At 58.7% G+C, this 8,253-nt stretch carries 4 protein-coding genes and 5 pseudogenes; 3 read left to right on the forward strand and 6 right to left on the reverse strand.

All coding sequences use genetic code 11. The annotated features are described in order from the left end of the window. From AS026_RS22985 to AS026_RS41365, 4 genes and pseudogenes are all read right to left on the reverse strand, one after another. Positions 1–1,066 (reverse strand): annotated as a pseudogene (locus tag AS026_RS22985) (ISNCY family transposase); the annotation flags it as partial. A gap of 153 nt (positions 1,067–1,219) precedes the next feature. Further along, positions 1,220–1,975 carry an IS21-like element helper ATPase IstB gene (gene istB, locus AS026_RS22990; protein WP_028749626.1) on the reverse strand — a complete coding sequence of 252 codons (756 nt, stop codon included), beginning with the start codon at positions 1,973–1,975 and terminating at the stop codon, positions 1,220–1,222. A 12-nt stretch (positions 1,976–1,987) separates the two neighbouring features. Then, positions 1,988–3,499, reverse strand: coding sequence for an IS21 family transposase (gene istA, locus AS026_RS22995; RefSeq protein WP_412770355.1), 1,512 nt, complete (start codon positions 3,497–3,499; stop codon positions 1,988–1,990). Between the two features lie 195 nt (positions 3,500–3,694). After that, positions 3,695–3,889 (reverse strand): annotated as a pseudogene (locus tag AS026_RS41365) (ISNCY family transposase); the annotation flags it as partial. 122 nt (positions 3,890–4,011) lie between these two features. Here AS026_RS41365 and AS026_RS23005 point away from each other — a divergent pair. The 3 pseudogenes from AS026_RS23005 to istB (AS026_RS23015) all read left to right on the forward strand — a co-directional run. Further along, positions 4,012–4,550, forward strand: a pseudogene (locus AS026_RS23005) (transposase); the annotation flags it as partial. Continuing rightward, positions 4,547–4,892: pseudogene (locus AS026_RS23010) on the forward strand (IS21 family transposase); the annotation flags it as partial. The pseudogenes AS026_RS23005 and AS026_RS23010, both read left to right, overlap by 4 nt. Further along, positions 4,892–5,614 (forward strand): annotated as a pseudogene (gene istB, locus AS026_RS23015) (IS21-like element helper ATPase IstB); the annotation flags it as partial. The pseudogenes AS026_RS23010 and istB (AS026_RS23015), both read left to right, overlap by 1 nt. A gap of 588 nt (positions 5,615–6,202) precedes the next feature. Here istB (AS026_RS23015) and AS026_RS23020 read toward each other — a convergent pair. Both AS026_RS23020 and AS026_RS23025 read right to left on the reverse strand, forming a co-directional pair. After that, positions 6,203–6,670 carry an Lrp/AsnC family transcriptional regulator gene (locus AS026_RS23020; protein WP_028749622.1) on the reverse strand — a complete coding sequence of 156 codons (468 nt, stop codon included), beginning with the start codon at positions 6,668–6,670 and terminating at the stop codon, positions 6,203–6,205. A gap of 62 nt (positions 6,671–6,732) precedes the next feature. Further along, entirely contained in the window at positions 6,733–8,121 is a 1,389-nt protein-coding gene (locus AS026_RS23025) for an aminotransferase-like domain-containing protein (protein WP_028749621.1), read from the reverse strand. Positions 8,122–8,253 lie beyond the last annotated feature (132 nt).

An 8,253-nucleotide genomic window follows, 5' to 3' on the forward strand; every position in this document is an offset into this window, starting at 1 on the left:
GGCTTTTACAATCGGGCGATCTGTCGGCCGGCTAGCTCCGTCTTTCCAGGCAGTCCGCAAACTCGCCAGGAAAAGGTCGATCGGCTGAGCTACCCCGTCAGTGCGCATGGCCGGCGGAGTGTCGGCAAGCGCGGCGAGTCGCTCCTGCAGGGCGCGGATATCGCGCAATAGCAGGACAGGATCGAGCCCGGCGTAGGTTTCCTGCAGACGGAAGCGGACTGCATCTGACGTGCGAGCGTCAGCAACCAAACGCTGATGCGGCGTGGCTGGCGGACTATATGTCTTGCGCACACGCGCGCCGTCGCGCTGCTTCGCGATCAATTTGAACGATGGCTGAAAGAAGTTCACGAACAGCCGTGCTGAACGGTAGAGCTTCGCCAACAGGGCGGCGGCCTCCAGCCCCTCGAATTGACGATATCCGACCATCCTGCGCACCACGGCGCCATTCTTCTGCTCGACAAAGGCCTGGTCGTTCTTGCGGTAGGGACGGCAGCGCGTGAAGACGATATTGGCGGCGTCACAGTAACCCTTCAGCGTCTCGTTCATGAAGACGGTGTCGTTGTCCGTATCCAGGCCGAGAAGCGCGAACGGCAGTTGCTTGCGCAATTCTGTGAGCACGCTGCTCAACAGCGTCTGCTCGCGAACCAGCAGCGGCGCACATTCCGTCCAGCCAGTCGCGATGTCGGTGAGAACAAGGGTTTGGATGAAGCTGCCGCGAGCCGAAGGGCCGCAATGGGCGACGAGATCCGCCTCAACGAAACCTGGCGCCGGATTGTCCCAATCCGCCGACGGTTCTAATGGGAATGCTCCGTCGCAGGGCGTGCGCCGCGGGCCGCCGTCGAGGACGTCCCAAGCCCTCTCGGATTGGTCTCAGCGTCCTGTCGATCGTGGCCGCGCTCATCGCCAGCAATTTGCCGCGGATCTCAGGCGGGAGGTTAAAACGACCGTGCCGTTCCATTGCCTCGACAAGGACGGGCAGCAACGCCTTCAGCCGCTTCCCACAGACCCGGTCAGACGCTTCCCACAGCAATATGAGCGCATTGCGTTCCGCTTCATCATAAACCCGCGGCTGCGTATTCCGATGAAGCCGGCCACCGATTCCGATTTGAAGCCGGCCAGTCATTCCGATTTCATTCCGGCCAGCGTTCCGATTTGAAGCCGGCCATTTCTCGGACTGATCCTGGGTCTCGTTGATGTTTGGATCGGGTTTTGTTTCAGGTCAAGCGTGCGGTGTTTCAGGCGCAATTGGCAAACGCTGTTTTCGCATGCTCTCGCCAGTGAGATCGATGCGATAGGCATTGTGAACAAGGCGGTCCAGGATGGCATCGGCGAGCGTTGGATTTGCTATGATTTCCCACCAGCGATCCAGGGGCACCTGACTGGTGACGATCGTTGATCGACGCTCGTAGCGGTCTTCGATGATCTCGAGAAGATCACGCCGCTGATCATCGTTGAGCTTTTCTGGTCCCCAGTCATCGAGGATCAGCAGGTCGGTCTTGGCGAGAGATTTGAGGATCCTGCCGTAGCGCCCGTCATCTCTTGCAAGTGCGAGCGTGGCGAACAGCCGCGGAACCCGGTGGTATGCGACGGAGAAATCTTCGCGGCATGCCTTGTGGCCGAGGGCGCAGGCAAGCCAACTCTTGCCGACACCGGCTGGCCCGGTGACGAGGAGACTGTGGTGCTTACGGATCCAGTCGCAGCCGGCAAGGTTCATGAACAGGTTGCGGTCGAGACCACGTGCGGCACGAAAGTCGGCATTCTCGATCTGCGCATCATGACGCAGCTTGGCAGCCCTGGCGCGGGCTTCGAAACGCTTCTGGCGGCGCATGGTAGCCTCGCGCTCGAGCAGTAGGGCAAGCCATTCTCCATGTTCGAGGCCGCGCGCCTCGGATTGTGCGTCGAGCTCCTGGAAGGCTGTGGCCATGCCGTAAAGGCCGAGTTCGCGCAGCATATCGATGGTGGGATTGATCAGCATAGGTGTCTCTCCTCAATGAAAGTAATCAGGGCCACGCAGATTGGCGTGATCGACAATGGCGGTTGGTTCGGTGGAATGGCGGCCGGCCTTGTGGTTGGCCAAGAGCGACGCAATGCTCTTGCAGTTCAGCCCACCGATCTCGACAGCGCGGGCTGATACAGCTTCGGCCCGATTGCGATCGATATCGCGAAACAGTCGAAGCACGCCCAGGCATGTTCGAAAGCCCTGTTCGGGATGTGGCCGGCTGGCAAGGATTGCGATGACCAAACCTTCTGTCTGAGGGCCGATGGATGCCGCCCAGCGCCGAAAGCGATCTGGTGTCCACTCTGCATATCGACGGTGAGAGCTGGGCATGTGATCCGGATCAGTTCCATGACGCGGACCGCCATAGCGGCGCTGATGGACGGCGACGCGCTTGCCGCGGTGGAAGATCTCGATGGTGCGTGCCGTCGCCCTCAGATCGACCTGCTGGCGAATGAGACTGTGCGGCACGGAATAGAGGAAGGTTTTGAACTCGACGTGGTAATCCGTCGAGACGCGGGCCAGACGCCACTCGGCGAACTCGTAGTCTTCACCCGGAAGGCTGGCGAGCGCGGCACGTTCGACACTCTCAAACAGCTGCCGGCGACTGACGCCCAGCCGACGCATGACGTGGTCGTTGATGCGATCGAGTGCCTGGCTGATGGCGGCATTGGCCTCGGCCAGCGAGAAGAACGTCTGATTGCGCAGCCGCCCCAAAATGCAGGACTGGGCGAAACGGACTCCATTCTCCACTTTCGATTTGTCCTTTGGGCGCCGCGGTCGTGCCGGAAGTACTCCGACACCATAATGGGAGGCCATCATGCCGTAGCTGCGGTTGATCTCGGGATCGTAGAAGCTGGCGCGACTGACGCCCGACTTCAGATTGTCGGGGACGATCAGCCGCGGAACGCCGCCAAAAAAACGAAACATCCGCACATGCGAGCCGATCCAGTCAGGGAGCGTTTGCGTCCAGGTCGCCTCAGCATAGGTGAAGCTCGATGCGCCGAGCACCGCCACGAAGATCTCCGCCTCGCGGATCTCACCGGTCTTGCGATCAACGATCGGGATCTTCTTGCCGGAATAGTCGACGAAGACCTTGTCACCGGCCACATACTCCTGGCGCATCGTCGGCGAAAGTCGCTGCTCGAAGCTTCTAAAGAGCTCACAAAAGCGGCTGTAGCCGTAACCGTCGGGATGCGACCCACGATACTCCTCCCACAGGATGAGCAGCGTGACGCCGGGCTTCTTGAGCTCGACGGCAAGATCGGCCCAGTTGGGTTCGACGCGTCGTCTCGTGCCCTGTTTGATGCCGTTGCGAGCGAAGAGCTTGTTCTCGAGCGCATCATCAGTGAGTTCGCCCGGCAAGGGCCAGCTCAATCCAATTGCTGCTGCGCGCCGCAGATTATCCTGCACCGTACTGCGCGCTATTCCCAATACGACTGCAATCTCGCGGGAGCTGGTCCCGCTTCCGGCAAGCCGCAGCATTTGTCTCAACTGTCTCATGGTCAGCCTTCTCTTTGCCGGCATCAAAGTCTCCCCGTTCGTCGCGGGGTATTTGATGCCAAAGTTGCTGACCCAGGAGGTAATCTTCAGTGCCGAAAACTGGCCGGTCTTTGATTGGAACAGTGGCCGGCTTCAAATCGGAATGGTGGCCGGTCTTTGATCGGAATGCCGGCCGGCTTCACGTCGGAATCCGCACCGCGGCCGCGCTCGCCGACCTGTAGGCTCTCTCCCGTGGCGCCGCAGCAGCCGCATCGCGTGCTTGCGGTGAAAGCCCGTGATGACGACGAATTCATCCAGAATTCTCGCCTTCTCCGTTCGCGTCGAAGCACGATAGCGCTCCGAAACCGCCGCCGTCAGTTCTTTCCTCGTCGCCATGCTCAGCTGTCCCATAGTCGCCCCTGTTCATACCCCTCGGTAGGGAGCAATTTATGTGAGGCAACGGTTGAATATTCGGGAACAGTTTCGACAAGGCAATGCGGATCAGCGCGACAATCTGGATGAGATTCTGGTGTCGCGAACGCAAGGTACTGACGACCGAACGGATATGTCACGTCAACCGAATAAAGGGGCTACTCTTCGCACAGGGGATCACGGATTACGAACCGCTCAACCGAAATCGCAGGGATCGACTCGAGGAACTCGTAACCGGAGATGGAAGATCGCTGCCGCCTTATCTTAAAGCCCAGATCAGCCGCGAGCTCGACCGCCTCGAACTATTGCTCGCAGAGGTTAAAGAGATAGAGAGCGAGCGTGACAAACTTCTGCACGCGGAAGAACAAGTAACCCGCAGTCCCGCCAAGCTCCTAATAGACATCAAAGGTATTGGCCAGGAGTTTGCAGCCGTCCTCTGTCATGAAGGCCTCTTTCGCCATTTTGACAATCGCAGGCAGGTGGCCGCCTACGCGGGCCTAGCGCCAACCCCGTGGCAAAGTGGCCAAGTCGACCGAGAACAAGGCGTGTCAAAACTGGCAATCCACGGCTGCGGACGACGATGGTCCAGCTCGCTTGGCTTTGGATACCCCACCAACCGGGATCGAGTCTTACACTTTGGCACGCAAACCCGCTACTTTGTGCAATGGTGCGCCGTTCCGTGAATGGGTCTCACCCACAGCGATGGAGAAAGTTCGCCGACGGCTGAAGAGCGTCCATGATGGTGATCGGCAAATGGTCACTATCCTTGGCTGTTCCCACCGACGCTCTGGCGGCTGTCGATGCTGGCTGCCGGGAGGCTTTGGATCACGGCGTCTGCTCGGCCTCGGTGATCATCAACATTCTCGCCCGCAGTCGTGATTCGGCTCCGACCGCAACCCTGCAAACCCCGGATCCGTTGCGGCTTACCCATGAAGCGGTCGCCGACTGCGCACGCTATGACAGCCTTAGGAGGGCAAGCTGATGGAACGCACACAGGTTCTCGAACTCATGAGCACGCTGGAGCTCTATGGAATGCGCAGCGCCTGCGACGAGGTCATGGGCAACGGCATCAAACGGCAGCACGAACCGCCGCGCATAGTTGGCGATCTGTTGCAGTCGGAGATCGCCGAGAAGCAGGCCCGCTCAATTCGCTACCAGCTCAGCATCGGCAAGCTGCCGCTCGCAAAGGACATCGATGACTTCGACTTCGCCGATACGCCCGTCAATGAACCCCTGGTGCGGGAGCTGGCTACCGGTACCTTCGTCGCCGATCAGCGCAATGTCGTTCTCGTCGGCGGCACGGGAACGGGAAAGAGTCACCCTGCCACAGCGGTTGCCCGGGGGTTGATCCGCAACGGAACACGCGAACGCTTCTTCAACGTCGTCGATCTGGTCAATCGGCTAGAGACGGAAACGCGCGGCGGCAAGCAAGGGCGGACGGCCGACTATCTCAACCGTCTCGACTTCATCATCCTCGACGAACTCGGCTATTTGCCATTTGCCCAGGCAGGCGGTCAGCTCCTGTTCCGTCTGATCAGCAGACTCTACGAGCGCACGTCGATCATCGTCACCACCAACCTGGCGTTCGGAGAATGGCCGACGGTGTTCGGCGACGCCAAGATGACGGCGCACCTCGACCGTCTGACCTATCACTGCGAGATCGTCGAAACCGGAAACGGGTCCTGGCGCTGCAAGAACCGCTCTCAAAGCTCACATGAGGATTTCGCCGTCAAGATCAATCATGGTTTCATAGTCCCTTCGATACCACTCCCGCGGCTTGCGTCGTCTTCGCACGGGCTCCGCGGTCAAAACCTCAAAGGTTCGAGGGTGATTCACACTGTCGCTCATAGAATTCTCCGCATGACTCATGCAGAAAATCGCCAATCAGCAGCTCAAATGATACTTGGGGTGGCCTATGCGCTTACCGAGCAATTCAGGGGAAGCCCGGAACACCTCGATTGGGGTTTCAGGTTTGTCTGGCATGAGTGTCGTTATCCTTCTGTTGAGAGGGCATTTGAGTCCTCATTGGATGAGCCTCGATCTTGCAGGCTGTTTCGAGGGCCTCTGCTACACACACTGACACACTACCGCTCGCTTCATTGTGCCCTTTAGCGCGGTACGGCGATTGTGTTCTCGGGCTGCACGGAAGGACGTTTGAACATCGATGCGTCAGTGCTCGCCGATATCAGGCACGGAACGGGGCCCCGGCGGAAAAATGAGCTAACTTTGCTCGTTCACGGCGACGAGATACCATATCTGAATCAAAGCCGCAGAATGTCATCTGCAGCAGAATCACTGATCGATTGGAATGGCGAAACTCGCCTTAATGCGATCCATCACCACCAATGTCTTGAACCCTTTAATGTCGGCATTCTCATAGAAAAAGCGGCGGGTGAACTGCTCGTAGTCCTCCATGTCTTTGGCGGTTACGACCAGGATAAAATCGGCCTCTCCCGTTACGTAGTAGCCGATCATCACCTCCCGCGTATTCCGAACTGCCATTTTGAAGCGGTCGACAATGTCCGCTCTCTCTCGCTCAAGAGAGACCATCACGATCATCGTGATGTGTCGACCAACCGCTTTGGGACAGACGACCGATATATCGGCCTCAATGACGCGCGCACTCCGCAACCGTTTTAGGCGCCGTTGGCATGCGGTCGCCGAAAGGTGAACCGCTTCGGCCAACTCTTCGGACGTTAGCCTGTTATTCTGCTGAACAGCTTGAAGAAGTGCAATATCCGTACGATCTAGCTCAATCATGGCTATAGCCCTGCAAAGATAAAGATGTCACCGCCGCCGAGCTTGTCCGAAGATGAGCCCTGCTACGCGACAGAAACGACGTTTAGAGGGTGGCGACCCAGGATCTCGCGCAACGTCTGAAGCACTTCTGAAAGTTCTACAAGATCCTTGGGCGCACCCAAGCAAATGCGTACTGCACCCGGGTTGCCGTCACTTACAGCGGAGGCGATCGATGGCGTCACGAATATGCCGCAACCTCGTGCGGCAGCCGCAAACTGATCCGGAGACCACTTTGGCGGCAAGGGCAACCACGCGTAGAAGGCTGGAAACTGAAGCTTTGAGGCTTCGGGGAAGACCTCCAGGAACACCCGGTAACGCTCCAACGCCTGCCGGCGCCTCTCACGCAAAAGTTCTTCCAAGTCTCCGCTTTCAATCAGCCGCACAGCTGCCTCGCTGATCATGGGAGCAACAAACCAGGCGGAGGCATGCAGAAGGAGTTCGGCTTGACCCGTATACGCTGTCGGGACAGTCAATGTGCCGAGCCGGAAACCCGGCGCAACGCATTTCGAATAGGACGTCACATAGAAGGTGCGGCCCGGTGCCAACGAGGCGATCGGCACCGGACGTTCGGGGAAGAAAAAGCCGTAGACGTCATCCTCAATGACAGCGAGATCGAGCTCTTCGGCCAGTTCGGCAATGCGGCGGCGACGCGCAATGCTCATGGTACGCGCCGTCGGGCTCTGAAGCGTAGGCATGCAATAGAGCACCCGCGCGCCGGACTCCCGGCAAGCCTGTTTCAGCGCGTCAGGACGCAATCCTTCCTTATCCATCTCCACAGGCACCAAGTTGAGATGACTGGCTACAGCGATTGCTTTAAAACCCGAATAAGTCAGTGCATCCACAAGAATGCTGTCACCAGATTTTACGATCAGACGTAGGGCAATATCGATGGCGTGCTGGGCGCCGTTGCACAAGAACAGCTGCGCCGGCTCAACGGTGAAACTGCTATCGGACAATGAGGCCGCGATGACTTCGCGGTGTTTCGAGATGCCAGCGTGAGGGTGGTACCTCAGCAACGGGCCCAGATCACGCTCGCGTGCTATCTCGCTGAATAATGCAGCCAGTATCTGTGTCTCGTTCCCCTCGGCGGGTACGTTGAGACCAAGATTAACTGGCTCATGCCTTGCCGCAGCCTCCGAGCGGGTGATCGTGCGGCGCCGAACGAAGGTGCCCTGCCCCACATGCCCGCTAACGATGCCTCGTTGTTCGGCCTCCTGGTAGGCTTTGCTGACTGTGCCGACTGAAAGACCAAGCTGTCGAGCCAGATCACGGTGTGCCGGCAGCCGGTCGCCATCAGTCAGCCGACCATCGGCAATATCCTGTTCCAGCGCATTTACCAAAGCAAGGTAACGCGGGCCCTCAGACGCGAGCTGAAGTGGTCGCCAACCCGAAAATGAATCGTCCAAGCTCATGTCCCGCGTTCCTTTTCCTTTTATGTCATCCCCCGCTACGAATGGAGATGGCCGACATATTTTCTTACAGTGTAGGATTCCAGACCCTCTATTCCGCCTTCGCGGCCCCAGCCACTGTCGCCAATTCCGCCG

It is taken from the genome of Rhizobium altiplani, from assembly GCF_001542405.1.
Lineage (GTDB): Bacteria > Pseudomonadota > Alphaproteobacteria > Rhizobiales > Rhizobiaceae > Rhizobium > Rhizobium altiplani.

Excerpts from the sequence above, each read along its gene's own strand:
- AS026_RS23025 (WP_028749621.1), bottom strand. The coding sequence starts at position 8,121 with ATGAGCTTGGACGATTCATTTTCGGGTTGGCGACCACTTCAGCTCGCG.
- istA (WP_412770355.1), bottom strand. The coding sequence starts at position 3,499 with ATGAGACAGTTGAGACAAATGCTGCGGCTTGCCGGAAGCGGGACCAGC.
- AS026_RS23020 (WP_028749622.1), bottom strand. The coding sequence starts at position 6,670 with ATGATTGAGCTAGATCGTACGGATATTGCACTTCTTCAAGCTGTTCAG.
- istB (WP_028749626.1), bottom strand. The coding sequence starts at position 1,975 with ATGCTGATCAATCCCACCATCGATATGCTGCGCGAACTCGGCCTTTAC.